General features: G+C 72.7%; 17 protein-coding genes. 11 read left to right on the top strand and 6 right to left on the bottom strand.

Going from position 1 to position 18,970, the window contains the following annotated elements:
- Positions 1 to 55: 55 nt before the first annotated feature.
- On the top strand, positions 56 to 454 hold the full coding sequence (locus Aau02nite_RS09630; RefSeq protein ID WP_212987989.1) for a nuclear transport factor 2 family protein: 399 nt from the start codon (positions 56 to 58) through the stop codon (positions 452 to 454).
- A 9-nt stretch (positions 455 to 463) separates the two neighbouring features.
- Positions 464 to 1,315 (top strand): pyridoxal kinase PdxY, encoded by an 852-nt coding sequence (gene pdxY / locus Aau02nite_RS09625; RefSeq protein WP_212987988.1) that lies wholly within the window; start codon positions 464 to 466, stop codon positions 1,313 to 1,315.
- 22 nt (positions 1,316 to 1,337) lie between these two features.
- On the opposite strand, the gene Aau02nite_RS09620 is transcribed toward pdxY, so the two are convergent.
- On the bottom strand, positions 1,338 to 3,065 hold the full coding sequence (locus Aau02nite_RS09620; protein ID WP_212987987.1) for a DUF1996 domain-containing protein: 1,728 nt from the start codon (positions 3,063 to 3,065) through the stop codon (positions 1,338 to 1,340).
- Positions 3,066 to 3,276: 211 nt separating this feature from the next.
- Between Aau02nite_RS09620 and Aau02nite_RS09615 the strand changes: the two genes are divergently transcribed.
- Both Aau02nite_RS09615 and Aau02nite_RS09610 read left to right on the top strand, forming a co-directional pair.
- A complete protein-coding gene (locus Aau02nite_RS09615) occupies positions 3,277 to 3,840 on the top strand; it encodes a SigE family RNA polymerase sigma factor (RefSeq protein ID WP_212987986.1) in 564 nt (187 codons plus the stop codon).
- A complete protein-coding gene (locus Aau02nite_RS09610) occupies positions 3,837 to 4,562 on the top strand; it encodes a hypothetical protein (protein ID WP_212987985.1) in 726 nt (241 codons plus the stop codon). Before Aau02nite_RS09615 ends, Aau02nite_RS09610 begins: the two co-directional genes overlap by 4 nt.
- Positions 4,563 to 4,614: 52 nt before the next feature.
- Here Aau02nite_RS09610 and Aau02nite_RS09605 read toward each other — a convergent pair whose 3' ends face one another.
- Positions 4,615 to 5,832, bottom strand: coding sequence for a pectate lyase (locus Aau02nite_RS09605; RefSeq protein ID WP_212987984.1), 1,218 nt, complete (start codon positions 5,830 to 5,832; stop codon positions 4,615 to 4,617).
- A 132-nt stretch (positions 5,833 to 5,964) separates the two neighbouring features.
- Positions 5,965 to 6,906 carry a hydroxymethylbilane synthase gene (gene hemC / locus Aau02nite_RS09600; RefSeq protein ID WP_212987983.1) on the bottom strand — a complete coding sequence of 314 codons (942 nt, stop codon included), beginning with the start codon at positions 6,904 to 6,906 and terminating at the stop codon, positions 5,965 to 5,967.
- A 170-nt stretch (positions 6,907 to 7,076) separates the two neighbouring features.
- Here hemC and Aau02nite_RS09595 point away from each other — a divergent pair, with 170 nt between their 5' ends.
- From Aau02nite_RS09595 to Aau02nite_RS09575, 5 genes are read left to right on the top strand one after another with little or no spacing between them, the layout of a single operon-like run.
- On the top strand, positions 7,077 to 7,985 hold the full coding sequence (locus Aau02nite_RS09595; protein ID WP_212988310.1) for an ABC transporter ATP-binding protein: 909 nt from the start codon (positions 7,077 to 7,079) through the stop codon (positions 7,983 to 7,985).
- Complete coding sequence (locus Aau02nite_RS09590) at positions 7,982 to 8,737, top strand: ABC transporter permease (protein ID WP_212987982.1); 756 nt, start codon at positions 7,982 to 7,984, stop codon at positions 8,735 to 8,737. Before Aau02nite_RS09595 ends, Aau02nite_RS09590 begins: the two co-directional genes overlap by 4 nt.
- 2 nt (positions 8,738 to 8,739) lie before the next feature.
- A complete protein-coding gene (locus Aau02nite_RS09585) occupies positions 8,740 to 9,933 on the top strand; it encodes a hypothetical protein (protein ID WP_212987981.1) in 1,194 nt (397 codons plus the stop codon).
- On the top strand, positions 9,930 to 10,619 hold the full coding sequence (locus Aau02nite_RS09580) for a response regulator transcription factor (protein ID WP_212987980.1): 690 nt from the start codon (positions 9,930 to 9,932) through the stop codon (positions 10,617 to 10,619). The genes Aau02nite_RS09585 and Aau02nite_RS09580 overlap by 4 nt, the downstream gene beginning before the upstream one ends.
- Positions 10,616 to 12,079, top strand: coding sequence for a sensor histidine kinase (locus Aau02nite_RS09575; RefSeq protein WP_212987979.1), 1,464 nt, complete (start codon positions 10,616 to 10,618; stop codon positions 12,077 to 12,079). The genes Aau02nite_RS09580 and Aau02nite_RS09575 overlap by 4 nt, the downstream gene beginning before the upstream one ends.
- Here Aau02nite_RS09575 and Aau02nite_RS09570 read toward each other — a convergent pair.
- Complete coding sequence (locus Aau02nite_RS09570; RefSeq protein WP_212987978.1) at positions 12,076 to 13,398, bottom strand: TolB family protein; 1,323 nt, start codon at positions 13,396 to 13,398, stop codon at positions 12,076 to 12,078. The two genes, Aau02nite_RS09575 and Aau02nite_RS09570, sit on opposite strands and share 4 nt — an antisense overlap.
- Before the next feature lie 210 nt (positions 13,399 to 13,608).
- Here Aau02nite_RS09570 and Aau02nite_RS09565 point away from each other — a divergent pair, with 210 nt between their 5' ends.
- Positions 13,609 to 15,732, top strand: a complete 2,124-nt coding sequence (locus tag Aau02nite_RS09565) for an MMPL family transporter (RefSeq protein WP_212987977.1) — start codon at positions 13,609 to 13,611, stop codon at positions 15,730 to 15,732.
- Positions 15,733 to 16,047: 315 nt separating this feature from the next.
- On the opposite strand, the gene Aau02nite_RS09560 is transcribed toward Aau02nite_RS09565, so the two are convergent.
- Positions 16,048 to 17,028: a helix-turn-helix transcriptional regulator gene (locus Aau02nite_RS09560; protein ID WP_212987976.1), complete on the bottom strand. Its 981-nt coding sequence runs from the start codon at positions 17,026 to 17,028 to the stop codon at positions 16,048 to 16,050.
- Between the two features lie 97 nt (positions 17,029 to 17,125).
- Here Aau02nite_RS09560 and Aau02nite_RS09555 point away from each other — a divergent pair, with 97 nt between their 5' ends.
- The gene (locus Aau02nite_RS09555; RefSeq protein ID WP_212987975.1) at positions 17,126 to 17,521 is read left to right on the top strand and encodes a RidA family protein; all 396 of its coding nucleotides are present in this window, start codon (positions 17,126 to 17,128) and stop codon (positions 17,519 to 17,521) included.
- 10 nt (positions 17,522 to 17,531) lie between these two features.
- Here the strand turns inward: Aau02nite_RS09555 and Aau02nite_RS09550 are convergent, their stop codons facing one another.
- Complete coding sequence (locus Aau02nite_RS09550; RefSeq protein WP_212987974.1) at positions 17,532 to 18,929, bottom strand: acyl-CoA synthetase; 1,398 nt, start codon at positions 18,927 to 18,929, stop codon at positions 17,532 to 17,534.
- Positions 18,930 to 18,970 lie beyond the last annotated feature (41 nt).

The following is an 18,970-nucleotide window of genomic DNA, read 5'->3' as shown; positions in this document are numbered from 1 at the left end:
AGTTTTTCTACATAGGGTCTGCCGCGCCGGGACGAGACCCCCGTACGCTGGCGCGATGATCGACTTTCGCAGTGCGGTGGAAGCCCGGGACCCCGACGCCATCGCGGCCACCCTGGCCGACGACGTGGTGTTCCGGAGCCCGGTGGCGTTCAGGCCCTACCCGGGCAAGGCCCTCACCGCGGCGATCCTGCGCGGCGTGCTGCGGGTCTTCGAGGACTTCCGGTACGTCCGTGAGCTGGGCGGCGACGGCGGCCGTGACCACGCGCTGGTGTTCGAGGCGCGGATCGGCGACGTCGCCGTCGAGGGCTGCGACTTCCTGCATCTGAACGAGAACGGCCTGATCGACGAGTTCACGGTCATGGTGCGCCCGCTGTCCGCCGCCCAGGCCCTGGCCGCCGCGATGGCCGAGCAGTTCGAGCGGATCCAGCGCGAGGCTGCCGCCGGGGGTCTCTAGGCTGGGGGCATGAAGGTTCTGTCCATCCAGTCGGCGGTCGCCTACGGCCACGTCGGCAACTCCGCGGCCGTGTTCCCGTTGCAGCGTCTCGGGGTCGAGGTCGTCCCGGTCCCCACGGTGAACTTCTCCAACCACACGGGCTACGGAGCCTGGCGGGGGCCGCTCATCCCGCCGTCGGACGTGGCGGAGATCCTTCTGGGCGTGGAGGAGCGCGGGGTCTTCCCGCAGATCGACGCGGTGCTGTCCGGCTATCAGGGCGGCGTGGGCATCGGCGATGTCATCGTCGACGCCGTCCGCCGGGTGAAGGCCGCGAACCCGGCGGCGCTGTACGCGTGCGACCCGGTCATGGGCAACGCCAAGTCCGGATGCTTCGTCGCCCCGGAGATTCCCGTCCTGCTGCGCGACCGGGTCGTGCCGGTGGCCGACATCATCACCCCGAACCAGTTCGAGCTGGGCTTCCTGACCGGCACCGAGCCGGCGAGCATCGAGTCGACCCTCGCCGCCGTCGACCTCGCCAGGGAGATGGGCCCCTCGACCGTGCTGGTCACCAGCGTGGAACGCCCCGACCGGGCCGAGGGCACGATCGAGATGCTGGTCGTGGACGCCGCCGGTGCCTGGCTGGTGAGCACCCCGCACCTGCCGTTCAAGGCCAACGGATCCGGCGACGTCACGGCCGCGCTGTTCACGGCTCACTACGTCACGACCAAGGATGCGGCGGTGTCGCTGGAGCGTACGGCCTCCAGCATCTTCGACCTGATCGAGACCACGTACCGGTCCGGCCAGCGCGAGCTGCAGCTGGTGGCGGCGCAGGAGTTCTACGCGACACCACGCATGCAGTTCAAGGCCGAACAGGTGCGCTGACCCCGCCGCATCCGGCGATCCGTCAGCGGCAGCTCTTTCCCTTGTTGATGCAGGCGGCGATCTTCTGCATCTGGCGGTCGGAGTTGACGTTGACGAAGTCGTTGTGGTCGGAGAACGGGTTGTGGTCCTCCTCGGGGAAGGAGTCCAGCGCGTACTGGCCCCTGGTCTGCACGTCGCGGGAGAGGTCGTACGAGACGGTGATGCGCAGCTGGGGAATGGCCACGAAGCCCTGCTTGCAGGCGCCGGTGCCGGGGTCGGCGAAGGCCAGGTGGTCGCGGTGGTTGGTGCTGTCGATGTTCCTGCCGTCCCAGCAGCCGGGGAAGTCCTGGACGCGCTGCACCTGGCTGCCGGGCGGGCAGATCGGGTACTTGTCGGCCAGACGGTCGGCGAACCCGGAGCAGGACCAGGTGGCGCGGGCGTTGGCCGGGCCGCGGCTGGTCGGCTTGGCGTCACCGGTGAGCGCACGCAGGAACTTGGGCATGGCGACGACCTTGCTGGTGGCGTTGCCGCGGTACTCGATCAGGACCGACGCGGGCCGCACGATGCCGCCGGTGTTGTTCGGCAGTTCGAGATTCGGGCCCTGGGGGTCCGGCAGGGCGGCGGGAGCGCTGGGGGCCGGGGTGGCGCCGCTCTGGGGCGGGGCCTGGCCGGTCACGGTGCAGCCGGCGAGCACTTCGAGGCCCTGCGGGCGGGCGGCGTTACGGGAGATGGCGATGGCGATGCGGTCCAGGACCGCGGTCCGCTTGGCCTTCAGCGGCCCGAGGATGGCGTTGTCGACGAAGTTCTTCCCGCCCTGTCCGCGCGTGGTGATCAGGCGTTCGTTGGCCTCGGAGACCTGCCGGTCCAGCTCGGCGAGGTTGCGGTTGACCTCGTCGAGGGCCTGGGCGGGCACGCCGGGCAGCTTGTCGCGGACCGCCGGGCACCGGACCTGGGGGTTGGCGGCCAGGCCGGCTTTCACGCTCGCCGCGGTGTGGCGCATGGCGGCGTGCATGCCGTCGTAGTCGGTGTCGCACTCCACGAGCGAGACCATGCCCGACGTGCGGCCGCCACCGGCCGCGGCGATGCTGCCGCTGATGCCCTTGATCAGGCGGGCGCGCTGCTGGCGCAGGTCGGCCAGGACGGCGGTGTTGAGGCGGGCGTCGATGCGGCCCTTGCCGGCCGCCATCCGTTCGTTGGCCGCGGCGTACCCGCGGTCCAGCTCGGCCAGCCGGAGGTCGACGGCGCGCTTGGCCTTCGCGGGTACGGCGGGCAGCCGGTCCCGCACGCTGGGGCAGGTCACCCTCGGGGTTGTGGCGGCCAGGGCGCGCTGGGCCTCCGCCCCCGACCGGACGGACTTGTCGATGCGCACCACGGGCCAGAAGTACGAGGACTTGTCGCCGTTGCGGCAGGTGGTGCCGGAGGCGTCGAGATCGGCGTTGGATGAGTTCGCGGTGATGGCGAGGTTGCCGACGAAGTCGTGGACGTGCTCTGCGCCGTTCCTGATGCCCGGCTGTGCGACGGGGTTGTCCGGGCTGAACTTGCCGTTGCCGTTGGTGCCGCAGTCCACGGTGAAGGAGCCCTTCGACGCCCGGGCGCCCGGCGCGGGGTCCTTCACCGTGGGCCGCACCTGCTCGATGGGGACGTACTGGTTCAGTTCCGTGGCCGCGTCCGCGCTGCCCTTGCCGCCGCTGGAGACGAACGTGGCGGTCAGAGCCCCGGACGCGACGACGGCGGCCACGGCCATGGCGACCCGTGCCGTCCGGGTGTGCATTCGCCCTGCCGGGCGTGGTGTGGTTCGCACGCTTCACTCCTCGTAGCCTCTTGGTGCCGGTGCGGCTCCGGTGCGGAGTCGCACCCGCAGATACGGCGGGTACGAAGCGGCGGACGGGTCGGCGACGGCCACGTAAGCACTCGGTAAGAAGTCCGGACCGGCGGCAACTTGGGCGTAGCTTGGTGCAACCCCCGCCCTTCCTCCGCCGGTCATGGTGAACGTGAGACAACGAGACAGCTCGGGAGGACCCGAGCGCGACGCAGAGTTCCACGCCTTCGTGGCTGCGAGGCGGGGCGCCATGCTCTACACCGCGCGGTTGCTGACCGCCGGTGACGCCCATCTGGCCGAGGACCTCGTGCAGACGGCGCTGACCAAGCTGTACGTGTCGTGGGCGGCGTACCGGCGGGCGGACAACCCCGAGGGGTACGTGCGCCGGACGCTGGTCAACGCCTTGACCGACGAGCGCCGGCGGTTCTGGCGGTTCGGCCGCCCGGTGGCTGAGGTCCCGGAGCCGTCCGCGCCCTACCGCCCAACCGACGACGGCGACCCCGAGCTGTCGAGGGCGTTGCTGGCCCTGCCGCCGAGGATGCGCGCCGCCGTGATCTTCCGGTTCGTGTACGAGCTCGACGTCGCCCAGACGGCGGAGGCGCTCGGCTGCTCGGCCGGCACGGTCAAGAGCCAGACCGCACGGGCCCTCGACAAGCTGCGGGCTTCACTGCAGCGGCCCGTCACCCCGATCTTTCCCGCACTCCAGCAGCAAGGAGCAGGCCGATGAATGAACTGCGTACCCGGATCGAACAGCTCGGCGGCCCGATCGAGGTGGCCTCGGAGGACGCCATCCTGGCCGACCTCGCCCGGGGCCGCCGCGCGGTGCGGCGTCGCCGGACCGTCCAGGCGACCGCCGGGTCGGCCTTCGGCGTGGCCGCGATCGTGGCCGCCTTCTCCTTCGCCGCGACCGGCACCGGTCCGGCGGCGGACCCCGGCGCGGCGCCCGCACCGGCTGTGGCCTCGAGCGTGGCCGCCGGCGGCTTGAAGCTGGTCGACTACCGCGGCACCCAGTCCCGCTGGTTCACGATCGACACGGTCCCCGAGGGCTTCTTCATCCAGCACGACTACTACGGCGGCCTCACCATCGCCCCGGAGGCGGCCCGGCACCGCCCGGCCGGCATCCTGCCGTCGACGCGGGCCGGGGAGCTGTACGACCCGCAGATCCTCACCGGCAAGATCGGCATCTACCTGGAGCTGAAGGAGTACCGCGGCGAGCTCGCCGGGGACAAGCTCACCGTGGCCGGTAAGCCGGCGGTCCTGCATCCCATCGGGGTGGGGACGCAGCAGCTGGTCGTCGCGGTCTCGCCCGAGGTGTACGCGACCATCCAGGTCGACGTCCCGCTGAGCCGCGAGCAGGTCCTCGCGGTCGGTGCCGGTCTGCACGTCCACCAGGACGCCATCGACCGGATGGCCGCCGCGGCCGGTGTCGTACCGAAGAAGATCAAGTAGGCCGGGACGGAGAGGGACTCTCCGGTCCGGAGAGTCCTTCTCTGCCTGGTGTCTACCGGTAGGTGATGTCGCTCTGGCTGACCTTGCAGTTGGCGTCGTTCCAGCCCGCGCCGAGGTAGGTCGGCTCGCTGCCCTTGGCCACGCCCTTGTACTTGCCGCAGGCCACGACGCTGGAGCTGTTGCTGACCGTCACCCGGGTGATGGTGGCGGTGTCACCCCAGTTGCTGTTGATGCCGGCGATCATGTCGATGTCGTTCAGCAGCACGTTGTCGATCTTGACGTGCCGCTGGTACGAGTTGGTGCAGTTACCGCAGCCGCGGTACAGCTTGCCGGAGCCGCTGAGGTAGAAGCCCGAGATACTGACGGTGCCGTTGCCGTTGTGCTGGAACGTCTTGTCGCTGCCGGACCGCGCGCCGCCGCCGATGACGTAGCTGGTGCCGCCGCCGGTGCCCTTGAAGGTCGCGGCGTCCTCGCCGATGTCGTTCCACCACACGTTGCGGATGGTGCAGGTGCCCTCGCAGTGCACGCCGTCACCGGCGGGGGAGCCGAGGATGACGTTCTGCAGGGTGCCGCCGTTGGCGATCTTGAACATCGGGTCCTGGGACTCGCTCTGCGAGCCGTCCCCGATGCAGCAGTACGTCTTCATGCCGCCGTCGAAGGTCCCCGAGACGGTGACCGTGCCGGAGATCCGCTCCGAGCCGGCCGAGGCCGGCCACGAGCCGGTCGGGGCGCCCGGGTTGCCGGTCGGGCCCGGTGTCGGACTGGTCGTGGGTGGTGTCGTGGGGCTGGTGGTCGGGGTGGAGCCGCCGCTGGAATAGGTCTCGAACTCGGCGATCCGCGGTGCGCCCGACGCGCTGGTGATGTCGAAGGTGAGCTTCTTCAGCGACGTCGACGAGAAGGAGATGGTGCTCGGGCTGCCGCTGCCGCTGGCCAGGACGGCGCCGTTGTCGGCGTTGAGCAGGCGCCAAGCGCTGATCGAGCCGCCGCCTGAGGCCGGCTTGATGACGGCCGAGGAGACCGCCGTGGCGCTGCCCCACTTGACCGAGACGTAGCCGGTGGTGCTGCCCGGCGCCCAGTAGGTGCCGGTGTTGCCGTCCTTGACGTTGCCGTAGCTGCTGCCACTGGCCTTGCTGGAGCCGTCAGCCCCGGCGTTGAGGCTCAGGTTGTCGGCGGCCGAAGCCGGGGACATCGGGAGCGCGAGCATGATCGCCGCGCTCGCGACGACCGTGGCTCCGCCGGCTATCCATCGCAGAGCGACTGGTCTTCTCATCAGGTGTCTCACCTTCGTGGGGGAGGAATCGTTAGGTAAGCGCTTTCCTGAGGAGGATAGAGGCCGATCGATGTCAATACAAGAAGAGGCCGGCCGGGATCTGCGGGCGCGGCCGCCGTACGTCGGGGCCGGTCAGGCCGGACCGTGGGCCGGCAGGCCGAGCAGGTCGCGGGCGCCCTGCCGGAGCAGAGCCGCGGCGACCGAGGTCCCCAGGGTGATCGGATCCGCCGCCCATTCGTGCACGTCGAGCACGGTCTTGCCGTCCAGGCTGAGCACCCGGGCTCGCAGGCCGAGGCGCCCGTCGGGCTCGGTGCGGGCGAGCGCGGCGATGGGGGAGTGGCAGTTGCCCTGCAGGATGTGCAGCATCGTCCGTTCGGCGACGGTCTCCTCCCGGGCCCGGGGGTCGCCGAGGCTGACCGCCAGGTCACGGGTGCCGGTGTCGTCCTCCCGGCACTGCAGGACCAGGGTGCCGGAGCCGACGGCCGGGACCATCAGGTCGGGGTCGACGGGGTGGGTGATCCGGGCCGCCTGCCCGATCCGGGTCAGCCCGGAGACCGCGAGCAGCAGCGCGTCGTACTTGTCACCGGCGTCGAGCTTGGCGAGCCGGCTGTTCGCGTTGCCCCGGATGGCCACCGGCACGAGGTGCGGCCAGTGCAGGGCCAGTTGCGCGACCCGCCGTACCGCGGAGGTGCCGATCCGGGTGCCGGCCGGCAGCTGCTCGATCCGCAGCCCACCCGGATGCACGAGACAGTCGCGGACATCGTCCCGGGCCAGGTAGGCGGCCATCACCGTGCCGGCCGGAGCGGGCCGGTCCCCGGGGACGTCCTTGACGCAGTGCACCGCCAGGTCCACGTCCCCGGCCAGCAGGGCGGCGTCGACCTCCTTGGTGAACGCCCCCTTGCCGCCCAGCGCGGCCAGGTCGCCGAGCCACCGGTCCCCGCTGGTCGACATCGACACCACCTCCACGGTGACATCACGATGGCGGTCGGTGATCATCGCGCGGACCCGTTCGGCCTGGGCGAGGGCCATGGGTGAGTTGCGGGTACCGATGCGCAGCAGGCGGGATCCGGACATACCGGCGAGGGTAGTCCGCTCCGTGCGGGCGCCCACGACCAGCCACCGCGGTCCGGAAGTTCTCTGTGAACAACGGGCGCCGGGCCGGTGCGACCGGCGGATCTCTCAGAGTTCTCCCAGAAGCTCTGCGAAAGCGGCCAGCCGGGTCGGCCAGCATCGCCGCCATGACGATGATTGAGGTAAGCGGCCTGACCAAGCGGTACGGGCCCGACACCGTGGTCGACGACCTGTCGTTCACCGTCGAGGCCGGGCAGGTCACCGGCTTCCTCGGCCCGAACGGCGCCGGCAAGACCACCACCATGCGCATGATCGTCGGCCTGGCCACGCCGGACGGGGGTTCCGTCAAGATCCACGGCCGCCGCTACGCCGACTTCCCGGTGCCGCTGACCGAGGTGGGCGCGCTGCTCGACGCCGGCGCGGTGCACGGCGGGCGCAAGGCGTACGACCACCTCCTCGCGCTGGCGGCGAGCAACGGCCTGCCCCGCAGCCGGGTCGGTGAGGTGCTCGCCCGGACCGGGATGTCGGCGGCCGCGGGCAAGCGGGCCGGCGAGTTCTCGCTCGGTATGCGGCAACGGCTCGGCATCGCGGCGGCACTGCTGGGCGACCCCCGAGTGCTGATCTTCGACGAGCCGGTGAACGGGCTCGACCCCGAGGGCATCCGTTGGGTCCGGGAGCTCATGCGCTCGCTGGCCGCGGAGGGCCGCGCCGTGCTGGTCTCCAGCCACCTGATGAGCGAGATGGCCCAGACCGCGGATCATCTGGTCGTGGTCGGCCGGGGGCGGCTCATCGCCGACACGTCGGTGAGTGAGCTCATGAACGCCGCGGGCGGCGGCACGGTACACGTCCGGGTGAACGATCCGGGAACGCTGGCCCTGCGGCTCTCGGCCGCCGGAGCGACCGTACGGGAGGGGCTGGAGTCGGTTCTCGTGGTCTCCGGCATGACCGCCGGGGACGTCGGCAAGCTGGCCGCGTACCACGGCCTGGTGCTCAGTGAGCTCGCCCCGCAGCGGGCGTCGCTGGAGGACGCCTTCATGGCCCTGACCAAGGACAGCGTCGAATTCCAGGGGGTGGCAGCATGAGTCGCGCGATCGTCGCCGAATGGATCAAACTGCGCAGCCTGCGCTCCACCTGGTACACGCTGGCCTGCCTGTTCGTCGTCGGTCTGGGGATCACCACCCTGGCCTCGAACTCGGCCCGGGAGGCGTACGCCGACGCCGGGGCCGGCTGGGACCCGACGGCGCACAGCCTGACCGCGTACATCGTCGCCCAGCTGATCATCGGGGTGCTCGGCACCCTGGTCGTGACGTCGGAGTTCGCCACCGGCCTGATGCGGACGACGCTGACCGTCACGCCCCGGCGGCACCGCGTGCTGGCGGCCAAGGTGGCGATCGCCGCAGCCGTCGCGGTGGTGGCCGGCCAGGTGCTGATGGTCGCCGCGTTCCTGATCGGACAGCCGCTGATCGACCGGCAGGGGGTGCCGAACGCGGGACTCGGCGATCCCGGCGTGCTCCGCGCGGTGCTCGCCGGTGGTCTCTACCTCGCCCTCATCGCGCTGCTGGCCGTCGGGCTCGGCACCATCATGCGGGCCACCGCGGGCGCCCTGGTCACCCTGGTCGGCATCATCTTCCTGGTGCCCGCCCTGGCCGGCCTCTTCCCGTCCTGGATGAAGGGCATGCTCGACTTCTGGCCGACGATCGGCGGGGCGGCGGCGCTCGCGACGGTCCCGAACCCCGACTTCCCCCACCCGTGGTGGAACCTGGCCGGCCTGGGCCTCGGGGTCGCCGGGGTGCTCGCCGTCGCGTTCGTGCTCCTGCGGCGCCGTGACGTGTGATGGTGGCCCGGGACATCGGCCGGGGGCTGGTCGCGGCGGGTGGCGCACTGCTCGCCATGGCCGCCGCCGCGGCGGCCGGTCTGCTCCTGCTGGACGTCGTGCCGCTACCCGAGCCTGGACTATCAGCCGGCGGAGCCGGGGGCGGCCCGATCGGTCGGCTGACCGCGGCGGTCGTCGCGATGGCGGCCGGCGGCCCGGCCGACGTGGGCATCGACCCGGCCGGTCGCCTGCCGATCACCGTGCAGGGCCGGATCCAGGTGATCCCCCTGGGCGTGTCGCTGGTGGGCGCGGTCGTCCTCGGGACACTGCTGCTGCGCCGCGGCCGTCCCGGGCTGCTGGTGCGCGGCATGACAGCGGCCGTCGCCGGCACGGCCGGGCTCGGCGCGGTGGCAGCGGCGGCCCGCGGAACGCTGACGCTGCCGGCCGGGGGCGCCGGGGCGGCGGGCGGCGGGGCGGGGGCGTGCGCTTCGGGCACCCGTACGCCCTTCGCCGGTGCCTCCCTCGACAAGCTCGAGGCCGGCTTCGCCGTGGCCACCGGGCGCACGGTGGCCGGCGCGGCGGTGGGGGCGCTGGCCGTCGTCGGGCTGTGCTGGCTGGCCGTCCGGTTCCCGGCCGTCGGGGGCGCGCTGCGCGCCGCGCGGTGGCCGGTCGCCGGTACGGCCGCCGTGTGCGTGCTCGGGGCGTGGGCGCTCGGCGGTCCCGCCGCGGCCGGGGGTGTGCTGCTCACGCTGCCGCTCGTGGTCGGCGGTGTGCTGCTGCTCGGGCTGGGCGTGCCCTGGTCCTTCAGTGCGGACGGCGTGCTCTCCTGCGTCGTGGACGGCGGTTGGTCCTCGCCCGGACGCGGTGCGCTCGTGGTCCTGTCCGGTGCCGTGGTGCTCGCGTGCGGCGTCGCCGTCGCCGCGCGTACCGGCCGGGACCGGGCCGGTGGCCCGCTGCGCCGGGCGGCCGTTCTGGCCGCGTGGCTCGCTCCGGTGATGGCTGCCGGGCTCACCGTCCTGGCGCTGCTGTCGCGGGTCTCGGTGGAACTGGGCGTTCAGGCGTTCATCGTCGCCGTCCCGGTCCTCGACGTGCGGCTGGCCGCGAACCCGTGGGTGGCACTGGGGGCCGGGCTCGGCGCCGGTGCCGTCGCCGGCTTCACCGGGAGCCTGCTGGTTGACGCCGTCCGGCGCCCGACCTCCGTAGGCTGGCGGACATGAGCGTCCGGGAAGAGGCTGAGCGACTGCTGGTGGTGGACGACGAGGCCACCGTCCGGGAACTGCTCGCCGCGACCCTGCGGTTCGCCGGCTTCCGGGTGACCTCGGCCGCCACGGCCGGCGAGGCGATCGCCTCGGCTACCGAGAACCCGCCCGACCTGGTGCTGCTCGACGTCATGCTGCCCGACATGGACGGCTTCGAGGTGGTCCGGCAACTGCGCGAGCACCGCACGCCGGTGCTGTTCCTCACCGCCCGCGACCGGCAGGCCGACAAGATCACCGGGCTGTCGCTGGGCGCCGACGACTACGTGACCAAGCCGTTCGACCTGGAGGAGCTGATCGCCCGCATCCGGGCCATCCTGCGCCGCACCGCCGGGCACCACGACGGGGTCGTGACCGTCGGCCCGCTGGCCCTGGACGTGGAGGGACACCAGGTGACCCGGGACGGCCGGCCGGTGCGGGTGTCCGCCACCGAGTTCCGGCTGCTGCGCCACCTCATGGAGAACGCCGGGCGGGTGGTGTCCAAGGCGCAGATCCTCGACCGGGTGTGGCACTACGACTTCGGCGGCGACGCCAGCATCGTGGACACGTACATCTCGTACCTGCGGCGCAAGGTCGACAGCGAGGAACCGAAGCTGATCCACACCGTCCACGGCGTGGGTTACGTGCTGAGGGAGCCACGCAAGTGAGCCTGCGCGTACGGCTGCTGCTGCTCACCGCGGGCCTGCTGCTGACCGGGCTGGCCCTGGTGGGCACGGTCGTCTCCGATCGCCTGGAGCACTACCAGGTCGACCGGCTGGACAGTCAGCTCGGCTCGCTCACCGCCCTGATCTCCCGCCTGCCGGTCAGCGGGCCGCGCGATCCGGGTGCCGCGGGGGCCCGTACCGATCTGCTCGACTCCGCCCTCAACCTGGTCGGCGCTCCTTACCTGGTCTACCTGGACGCGAACGGCGAGATCGCCGACGGCCTGCTCACCTCGCGGCTGAGCACCGCCAGCCTGCCGCCGGAGGCGCAGCTGCGGACCATCCCCACCGACGGTTCGGCGGTCTTCCTGCCCGCCGCCGACGACTCGGGCCGCTGGCGGGCCGTCGCCCGCCGGACCACCGGCTGGAACGGCACGGTGATCGCCGCCGCGCCGATGACCGCGGCCGACGCCACCGTGGCCCAGCTGCGCACGACCAGCCTGGTCAGCGGCCTCGTGCTGCTGGTGGCGTTGACCGCGGTGGGCTGGTTCGCGCTGGGCCGGGGACTGCGCCCGCTGCGCCGCATCGAACAAACGGCAGCCGCGATCGCCGCCGGTGACCTGAGCCGGCGGGTGCCCGCCCTGGCCGCCCCGGGCACCGAGATCGGTCACCTCGCGGCGTCCCTCAACCTGATGCTCGGCCAGCTGGAACGGGCCTTCGCCGACCGGGCCGCCTCGGAGGCCCGGATGCGCACCTTCGTCTCGGACGTCAGCCACGAGCTGCGGACCCCGCTGTTCGTCATCAAGGGCTCGACCGACCTGCACCGGATGGGTGCGCTGGCCGGCCCGGCCGACGTCGACGCGGCCATGCGGCGCATCGACAGCGAGGCGACCCGGCTCACCCGGCTCACCGAGGACCTGCTGCTGCTGGCCGAACTGGACGACGCGCCCGAGGCCCAGCTCGACCGCGCCCCGATGGACCTGCGGACCCTGGCCACCGATGCCCGGCACGACCTGCACGCCCTGGACGCGACCCGGCCGGTCGAGCTCACCGGCCCCGGCGGGACCGGCCCGCCCGGCCCGGCCCCGGTCGACGCCGACGAGGCGCGCCTGCGGCAGGTCATCACCAACCTGGTGGGCAACGCGGTCGCGCACACCCCGCCGGGCACCGGCGTCCGCATCGGCGTGGGCACGCTCGACGGCCGCGCCGTGCTGGAGATCGCCGACCGGGGCCCGGGGATGACGGCTGACCAGGCCGGCCGGGTCTTCGACCGCTTCTACCGCACCGACCGCTCCCGCAACCGGCTGGGCGGCGCGAACGCCGGGCTGGGACTGGCGATCGCCCGCTCGCTCGCCCGGGCCCACGGCGGCGAGGTCGAGCTGGAGACGTCGTCCGGCGCGGGCGCCTGTTTCCGGCTGGCCCTGCCCCTGCTGGACGCGGCCGAGCAGGCGAGCTGGGGGATCTAGGACGTGCGGCGGGCGTCCCTGTCCCAGGTGTAGACGCGGTCCGCACCGCCCCCGGGGAGCGGGCCCTCGCGCAGGAGGTCGAGGTCTGAGGCGAACGACACGTGGCGGCCGTCGGCCGAGATCGCGGGGCCGTAGGCGCCGTTGCCGGAGTCCGGATCCGGACGGTGCCGGCTGCGGGTGATCCAGGTGACGATTCCGGTCCGCCGGTCCCGGACGAAGGCGTCGCTGAGGCCTTCGGTGTCCGAACGGAACACCGGGGCCCGCGTGGTGAACGCGACCATGCGCCCGTCGGCCGACACGTCGCCGCTGCTCGGATGGTTCAGCGCGGTGGACGGCTCGCCGCGGTGGTCGGCCGAGATCAGCTCGAGCCGGCCGGTCCGCAGGTCGCGCAGCCACACGTTGGGGACGGGGTCCACCCCTACGCCCAGCCAACCGTCGTGGTTGAAGACGACGTAGCGCCCGTTGTCGGAGATCGCCGGCTCACCGCTGGTGGCGACGAAGGACCGGGGGTCGACGGGTACGTCGCGCGACAGCACGACGGTCGTGCGGCGCTGCCGGTCGCGGGCATAGACGAGCCTGTCGGTCGACAAGGCCGGCGGCGGGCCGGGCACCAGGGCATCGCCGGAGGTGAAGGCGATCACCGTGCCGTGAGCGGAGATCGACGGGTCGGAGCTGACGTACGGGCTCTGCCCTCCGTCCGGGGTCACCGACACCCGCTCGGTGCGAGCCGCCACCAGGTCGCGGACGAAGACGTCGGAGGTGTCGTTCGTGTCGCCGGCGATCAGATCCGGTGAGGCCGAGTCGAAGGCGACGTAGCGGCCGTCGGCCGAGATGTCGGGTCGCAGCGCTCCGAGCTCGGCGGGCCCGTCCGGCCCGGCGGAGACCAGGGTGGTGGTCTTGCGTACGAGGTCACGGACGAAGACGTCGTAGGTGCCGTTGTCGTCGCCGGGGGCGAACGTGGTCGCCGCCGACTCGAACACGACGTAGCGACCGTCCGCGGAGATGTTGCCGGGCCGGCTCTCGCCGTCGCCGGCCACGCCGCCGTTGCCCTGGGAGACGAGCACCGTACGCCGGGCGACGGTGTCCCGGACGAACACGTCGACCTGGTCGTTGGTGTCCCCGGCGACCAGATTCGTCGCGGCCGAGGCGAAGACGACGTAGCGGCCGTGCGCCGAGACGCCGGTGCCCGGCGTCGAGGAACCGTCCGCCGGACCACCGTCCCGCGCGACGGAGACCAAGCTGAGCCGGCCCGGCGGTCCGGCCGCAGCGGGCGCGCCGGCGACCAGCAACACTGTCACGGCTGTCAGGGCCGATGCCATGGATCGTCCTGCGTGCATGGTGACCTCCCGCAGCCTGGAGTCACCGACTTTCCTCCCGGGCGAGCACCGGCGCAACGCTCCGGCGGGTCGGACATAGGTCAGCCGGAGACCGGCCCGGACCGAGCCGGACCGGCCGGCGGTTGCGCGGTGCGGCTTTTCGGTGATTGCATGGGCCGCGGCTGTCCCCCTGACGCCGGTCAGGAGGTCGTCATGCTCGCTGCGCTAGGTCGTACGGTCTACCTGCGGCGCCTCGCGGTCATCGCGGTGTGGACGGTGGTCGCGCTGGCCGGTGCCGTGTTCGGTGGCTCCGTCTACGATCGCACGCAGTCGATCGACACCCTGCCCGCCGGGGCTCCGGCCACTGTCGCGCAGGATCGTCTCGACGCGCTGTCGCCCGAGGGTGAGCGACTGGTCGCTGTGATCTCCGGGCGTGATGTCGGCGCCATCGCGCTGATCGACAGCGTCACCCGGATCGCGTTCGAGATCCGGGCCATCCCCGGGGTGGCCGAGGTCGAGGATTCCTACACCACGGGGACGCGGACGATCTCGCGGGACAACCGCAGCTCCCTGGTCACGGTCGAGCTGAAGCCCGGGTTGAGTGACGACGAGGCGTTGCGGGCGGCCGACGGGGTCAAGGCCGCGCTGCTGCGTATCGACGCCCCGGAGATCCTCGTCGGTGGCGAGTTGCTGGCCGAGCGGGAGTTCGGCGACCAGGCCGTCCGGGACGCGGCCGTCGGCGAGTCCGTCGCCCTGGTCTGCGTGGGGCTCCTGCTGATCCTGGTGCTGGGCGGCCTGGTCGCCGGCCTGTTGCCGTTGGCGGCCGCGCTGGGCGCGGTCACCGCCACGCTGCTGGCGCTGACCGGACTGGCCCGCCTGCTGCCGGTCAGCGAGTACGCGGTCAACGTGGTCACCCTGCTCGGCATCGGGCTGGCCGTCGACTACAGCCTGCTGATGATCGCCCGGTTCAAGCAGGAACGGGCGGCCGATCCGCGCGCGCCGCTGGCCGAGTTGCTGGCCCGTACGGTGGCCACCGCGGGCCGGGCGGTCCTGGTGTCCGGCTCGGCCGTCACCGCGGCGCTGGTCGGGCTGTTCGCCTTCGGCGAGCCGCTGCTGGCCGCGATGGCCATGGGCGGTGCGCTGGTCGTCGTGCTGGCGACGGCGACCGGGCTGACGCTCGTACCGGCGTTGATCGCGGTCGCCCACCGTCGTATCCCGGCGACCGGGTGGCGCCGGCCGGGGCGGGGCTCCGGGCGACCGCGAGGCCCCGGCCTGCTGGCCCGTCTGGCCGCGTTCGCGCAGCGCCGGCCGGGCCCGGTGGCTCTGGCCGCGACGGCCGGCCTGCTGGTGCTGAGCGCTCCGCTGCTCTTCGTGGAGTTCGCCAACTCCGACGTCCGCGCGCTGCCGCAGAGCAGTGAGGCACGACAGACGTACGAGGCGGTGCAGGAGAAGTTCGCCGACCCGCCGAAGCAACCGCTGACCGTGGTGGTCGAGGCGGATCCGGCGCAGCCCGGCATGAAGGAACTGTTCGACACGATGCGGGGCCTGCCGGGGGTGTCCGACCTGTACGTCCGGTCGGAGCTGCCGCCCGGGGTGAGCATCGCCGACGTGGTGCCGGCCGGGGCCGCGGACGGCCGTCAGGCCCAGAGCCTGGTCGCGGGCCTGCGGGCACTCGACGCGCCCGCTCCCGTACTGGTGGCCGGCCCCGCCGCGGAGCTGGTCGACGCGAAGCGGTCGGTGGCGGGGCGTCTGCCCCTCGCGCTGGCGATCATCGTCGTGGCCACCGGCGCGCTCCTGTTCGCCCTCACGCGCTCGGTGGTCGTACCGGTCAAAGCCATCGTGATGAACCTGCTGACGCTGCTGGCGACCATGGGGGTGCTGGTCGCGGTCTTCCAATGGGGCTGGGGGTCCGGCGTTCTCGGCTTCACCCCGTGGGGTGCGCTCGACCTGACCACCCCGCTGCTGCTGTTCGTCTTCGCCTTCGGCCTCTCGATGGACTACGAGGTGTTCCTGCTGGCGCGGATCAAAGAGGAATGGGACCGGCGGAGGGCCACCGACCGCGCGGCCAACGACCGCGCCGTCCTGGCCGGGATCACCGCCACCGGTCCGGTGGTCACCACGGCCGCCCTGGCGATCGGCCTCGTCTTCGGAGGATTCGTGCTCGGCGGCCTGGTCGCGGTGAAGGAGATCGGCGTCGGGATGGCGGTAGCGGTCCTGCTGGACGTCACGGTGGTGCGCGGCCTGCTGCTACCGGCGACGATGTCCCTGCTCGGCCGCTGGAACTGGTGGCGCCCGGGAACGACCACCTCGGCGCCGCCGCGGGTTCCGGTGGGCTGAACGGCCGGCGCTGTCTCAACCACCTTCGGGCGGGAGCGGACACTCCAGGACAGCGATCGAGTTTCTGCGCCGTGGCCCGCTTCTTCGCGTTCAGCGGAGCGTCGGGGTCGACGAGAGCCTTCTCGTTGGCCTGCGCCCATGCCGCCCAGGCCCGGATGAACTCCGTCTGCTGCTGCTCGGTGAGTCCGGACTTGCCGCCCTCGTCGGCCGCGCCGTGGAAGAGTGCCAGGAACTGACCCGTGCCCGGAGATTATCCGGCGGTGCCCGGACTGTCATTCAGGCGGCGGCTGCTCGGATGGGTGGTGACCGGCGCGGTCAGCTCCCGGCTGTCGTGTCGTAGCAGGCGGCGATTGCGGCGGCCCGCTGGCGCAGGGCGGCACGCAACCACGGCGGAGCCAGCGCCTCGGCGCTGGTGCCGAGCTGCCACAGCGCCCACTCGGCATGGCGGCGATCCTGGAAGACCACCTCCAGCCGCAGCCGGCCGTCCGAGCCGGACTCCTCGTCCCGGACCTCCAGCGCGGTGCCCATCAGCTCCTCGCGGCGCGCGGCGTCGACCCGTACCTCCGCGACGACCGACTCGCCGCCGGTGCGGAACTGCCGGCTGCGTTCCTGCCAGGCCCGGTCCAGATCGACCCGGTCCGGTCGCTGTGCCGGTTCGGCGAGCTCCTCGGCGGCCAGCAGGCGGGACAACCGGTAGGTGCGATCCGCGCCGGACCTCGTGGCCAGCAGATAACCCTGTTCCCGTACGGTGACCAGGCCGATCGGATCCACCGTGCGCCACTGCGCCGCCCGCCCCGCAGCCGCATAGCGGATGCGCAGCTTGTGCCCGGCGAAGACCGCGCGCCGGACCGCGGCCACGATGCTGTCGGGAATCTCCTCGGACTCCTGCCGGCGGGCCAGCAGATCGGTCTGCGGGTCGATGAGCAGGCGGGCGACCGCGTCGGAGGCGGTGTCCCGGTAGCTCTCGGGCAGTGCGTCGACCACCTTGAGCATGGCCGAAGCCAGCGCCGAACCGAGGCCGAACACCTGCGCGCCACGCCGCGACCCGGCCACCAGCAGGGCGAGCGCCTCGTCGTGGCTGAGCCCGGTGAGCTCGGTGCGGAAGCCGGGCAGCAAGGCGAAACCGCCGCGCCGGCCCCGTTCGGCGTAGACCGGGACGCCGGCCGCGGACAGCGCCTCGATGTCGCGCAGCACGGTGCGGGTGGACACCTCCAGCTCACGGGCCAGCGTGGCCGCGCTCAGCCGGCCGTGCCGGCGCAGCAGCAGCACCAGGGAGACCAGCCGGTCCGCACGCATCCCCCGACTATGGCAGCAATACATGACACAGGGTGTCGTGTATCGGCTGCCAGAGTTCCGCTTGCCCCCACTTTCGACGAACGGAGCGGAGACAGTCATGGAACGATCGGCAGTCAACCCTTGGACCTGGTCGGCCGCCCTGGGATACCACCAGGCGGAGCTCGTGTCCGGGAACACCCGGACCCTGTACTGCGCCGGGCAGGCCGCGATGAGCAGCGACGGCCAGGCCCGGCACGACGGCGACATGGCGGCCCAGCTGACGCTGAGCCTCGACAACCTGGAGGCCGTTCTCGCCGGGGCCGGCATGGCCCTGGCCGACGTCGTCCGGCTCACCGTCTGCACCACCGACGTCGACCGGCTCTTCGAGCACTACGGCGTCCTGGCGGCGCGACTGGGCACGGCCGGGGCGGCGCCACCCACCACGATGCTCGGTGTGACCCGGCTGGCGCTCCCGAGCCTCATGGTGGAACTGGAGGCCACCGCCGTCGCCTGATGGCGGGTGCTCAGGATGTCAGCAGGTGCTTCTGCACCTTGCCCATCGCGTTGCGGGGGAGCGCGTCGACGAATCTGACCTGGCGGGGTCGTTTGTGGGCCGACAGCGTGCGGGCCACGAAGTCGACGAGGTCGCCGGCGGTCACCGCGTCGGCCACCACGAACGCGGTGACCTGCTGGCCCAGGTCGTCGTCCGGAGTGCCGATCACCGCGGCCTCGCGGACGGCCGGGTGGGCCAGCAGGGCGTCCTCGACCTCGCCGGCGCCGATCCGGTAACCGCCGCTCTTGATCATGTCGATGGACCGGCGGCCGACGATGCGGTACGCGCCGCCCGGTGTCGTCGCGGCGATGTCGCCGGTCCGGAACCAGCCCTCGGCGTCCAGCGACCGGGCGGTGACCTCCGGAAGGCCCAGGTAGCCGTCGAAGAGCATGGGGCCGCGGACCCACAGCTCGCCGATGGACTCGCCGTCGGCCGGCACGGGGGCACCGTCCTCGCCCACCACCCGGGCCTCGACCCCCGCGACCGGCGTGCCGACCAGGCCGGACGCGCGTCCGGGGTCGTCGGCGCGGTTGCTCAGGGTGATCAGGGTTTCGGTCATGCCGTAGCGCTCGACCGGGCGGTGGCCGGTCAGCTCGTGCATGCGCGCGAACAGCGGGGTGGGCAGGGCTGCGCTGCCGGAGACCAGCAACCGGGCGGCGCGCAAGCGCTCGGCCGCGGCCGGCTGTGCGCAAACCCGGGACCAGACCGTCGGCACGCCGAAGTAGAGGGTGCCGGCCGCGGCCGCGTACGCCTCGGGGTCCGGGCGTCCGGTGTGGTGCAGGCGGCAGCCGACGCGCAGCGCGCCCAGGACGCCGAGGACGAGTCCGTGCACGTGGAACAGCGGAAGGCCGTGCACGAGCACGTCGTCGGGATGCCACGCCCAGGCGTCGGCGAGCGCGTCGATACCGGCCTCGAGCGCGCGGTGCGAGAGCACCGCACCCTTCGGCGCGCCCGTGGTGCCGCTCGTGTACATGATCAGCGCGGTCTGCCCGGGCTCCGGCTCGGGGTGCCGGTTGTCCGACCGGCGGCGCAGGTCGACCGGCTGGACGCGGATCTCGGCGGCCAGGTCCGAGTCGGCGGCCAGCAGCAGCGTCGCTCCGGAGTCGCGCAGGATGTGCGCCCGTTCCCGCGGCCCGGAGTCGGGTGGCACCGGCACGACCGCGGCGCCGCCGAGCATGGCCCCGACGATCGCCACCACGGTCTCGGCGCTCGCGGTGGCGTGCACCGCCACGACCGGTTCGCCGCGGACGTCGTCGGCGACCGCGCCCGCACCGGCGAGCAGCTGCTCCGGCGAGAGCGAGACGGAACCGATCCGGACGGTCCCGCCGGCCGTCGCGGTGGACCGGGCCATACCAGCCAGCAGACGCATGGGCTGAGATTACGCCGGACCGGGACCCGGCCCGGCCGTCA

It is taken from the genome of Actinoplanes auranticolor, assembly GCF_018332655.1.
GTDB lineage: Bacteria > Actinomycetota > Actinomycetes > Mycobacteriales > Micromonosporaceae > Actinoplanes > Actinoplanes auranticolor.
The sequence above is the reverse complement of the archived record's forward strand: the minus strand, read 5'-3'. Positions and strand labels throughout refer to the sequence as shown.

Bases quoted from the DNA above. Each gene is read 5' to 3' on its own strand.
- Aau02nite_RS09615 (WP_212987986.1), top strand. From the start codon at position 3,277: ATGGTGAACGTGAGACAACGAGACAGCTCGGGAGGACCCGAGCGCGAC.
- Aau02nite_RS09595 (WP_212988310.1), top strand. From the start codon at position 7,077: ATGATTGAGGTAAGCGGCCTGACCAAGCGGTACGGGCCCGACACCGTG.
- hemC (WP_212987983.1), bottom strand. From the start codon at position 6,906: ATGTCCGGATCCCGCCTGCTGCGCATCGGTACCCGCAACTCACCCATG.
- Aau02nite_RS09560 (WP_212987976.1), bottom strand. From the start codon at position 17,028: ATGCGTGCGGACCGGCTGGTCTCCCTGGTGCTGCTGCTGCGCCGGCAC.
- Aau02nite_RS09580 (WP_212987980.1), top strand. From the start codon at position 9,930: ATGAGCGTCCGGGAAGAGGCTGAGCGACTGCTGGTGGTGGACGACGAG.
- Aau02nite_RS09565 (WP_212987977.1), top strand. From the start codon at position 13,609: ATGCTCGCTGCGCTAGGTCGTACGGTCTACCTGCGGCGCCTCGCGGTC.
- Aau02nite_RS09590 (WP_212987982.1), top strand. From the start codon at position 7,982: ATGAGTCGCGCGATCGTCGCCGAATGGATCAAACTGCGCAGCCTGCGC.
- Aau02nite_RS09630 (WP_212987989.1), top strand. From the start codon at position 56: ATGATCGACTTTCGCAGTGCGGTGGAAGCCCGGGACCCCGACGCCATC.
- Aau02nite_RS09610 (WP_212987985.1), top strand. From the start codon at position 3,837: ATGAATGAACTGCGTACCCGGATCGAACAGCTCGGCGGCCCGATCGAG.
- Aau02nite_RS09555 (WP_212987975.1), top strand. From the start codon at position 17,126: ATGGAACGATCGGCAGTCAACCCTTGGACCTGGTCGGCCGCCCTGGGA.
- Aau02nite_RS09570 (WP_212987978.1), bottom strand. From the start codon at position 13,398: ATGGCATCGGCCCTGACAGCCGTGACAGTGTTGCTGGTCGCCGGCGCG.
- pdxY (WP_212987988.1), top strand. From the start codon at position 464: ATGAAGGTTCTGTCCATCCAGTCGGCGGTCGCCTACGGCCACGTCGGC.
- Aau02nite_RS09620 (WP_212987987.1), bottom strand. From the start codon at position 3,065: ATGCACACCCGGACGGCACGGGTCGCCATGGCCGTGGCCGCCGTCGTC.
- Aau02nite_RS09550 (WP_212987974.1), bottom strand. From the start codon at position 18,929: ATGCGTCTGCTGGCTGGTATGGCCCGGTCCACCGCGACGGCCGGCGGG.
- Aau02nite_RS09605 (WP_212987984.1), bottom strand. From the start codon at position 5,832: ATGAGAAGACCAGTCGCTCTGCGATGGATAGCCGGCGGAGCCACGGTC.